The organism is Brevibacillus sp. FW301-21C12A, from assembly GCF_058788915.1.
Genome location: NZ_JBYTBG010000110.1, coordinates 1 through 1,278 on the forward strand (window position 1 = coordinate 1; position 1,278 = coordinate 1,278).

The window sequence follows — 1,278 nt, forward strand, 5'->3', positions numbered from 1 at the left end:
TGGTCATAGCCCCGTCAAGTAGACACTAAAAAAAGACGCTATCTTAAGCGGCGATCGATTCCCGGTATTGGACTGGGGAGAGGTCGCCGAGTTTTTTCTGGAACCGTTCTGTATTGTAGAATTCGATGTATTCAGCGATCAGTTTGCGAGCGTGAGCTATATCTCTTGGTTTCTCCAGATACAACTTTTCCGTCTTCAGGTGTGAAAAAAACGATTCAACACAAGCGTTGTCGAAGCAGTTCCCCCGTCTGGAATGGCTTCCGGTTAGCCCTTGTTCTTGCAACAGATTTGCGTATGTCTTGGTAGTGTACTGGAATCCTTGGTCGGAGTGCAGGATCGCATCTCCATTACCCAGTTGCTTCACCGTAGACAGCACAAGATCAAGATCGTTTCTCTCCGACACTTCCCAAGCAACCGTTTCGTTATTATACAGATCCAGGACCACGGACAGATAAATGAAGTCATCGACGACTCGAATATAGGTAATATCGGTTACATATTTCTTTCTAGCCTCGTCCGCAGCGAACTGGCGATTAAGGACATTGTTGAACACGATGGAGGGCTTGCGGCCGGCAAATGGACGCTTTTTGCGGATCACTGAGCGGATGCCCAATTCTCGCATCAGTCGGCGAACTTTCTTCGTATTTACTTGTAGTCCCTCTTTGCGTAGAGCCGTGCGCATTCGTTTATACCCAAAGTATGGGCGAATGCGGTGAATTGCCAGTATATGTTCCTTTAGGTCGGCATCCTGCTCCACACGTACCTTACGAACCTTCTCCGTCGCCTTCCACTTGTAGTAGCCCGCCCGGGAGACCTCCGCTATTTCGCATAGCATGACCACAGCGTACTTGCGACTCATTTCTTCGATCGTCCTAAACCGGGTTTGCTTATCCAACTTCCCTCCCCGTGTAGATTTGGATTGAGCTTTTTTAGGTATTCGACCTGCGCTTTCAAGTAGTTGTTCTCTTCCTCTAGACTGCTGAAATACTTCTTGATCCATCGCCCTCTATAGTCTTCAAACGTTTCACCGTTTTGCCGTTTCTGTACCCACTCCCGAATCTGCGTCTTACTTTTAATGCCTAATTTCTCCATTATCATTGGGTAGCTCCAATGCTCCTCAACCCGCAAACGTACTGCTTCGCTCTTCGTTGCTTCGTCATATTGCTGCTGTTTTTGCCCTTTACGTGGCGGCATAAGAAAATCCCCTCCGGTCAACAGTGTTGATCTCATCATACCATGAGGTCTTTTTTCACTGTCTACCATGAGGGGATAATACCA

The 1,278-nt window shown here is 47.7% G+C and carries 1 protein-coding gene; it reads right to left on the reverse strand.

What is annotated here, in order from left to right:
* Window positions 1–43: 43 nt before the first annotated feature.
* Window positions 44–1,194, reverse strand: a protein-coding gene (locus AC3WQH_RS25460) for an IS3 family transposase (protein ID WP_369750415.1) whose coding sequence is annotated in 2 segments (ribosomal slippage) — window positions 44–936 and window positions 936–1,194 — 1,152 coding nt in all. Because the reading frame shifts where the segments join, the coding sequence is not laid out codon by codon here.
* Window positions 1,195–1,278: the final 84 nt, after the last annotated feature.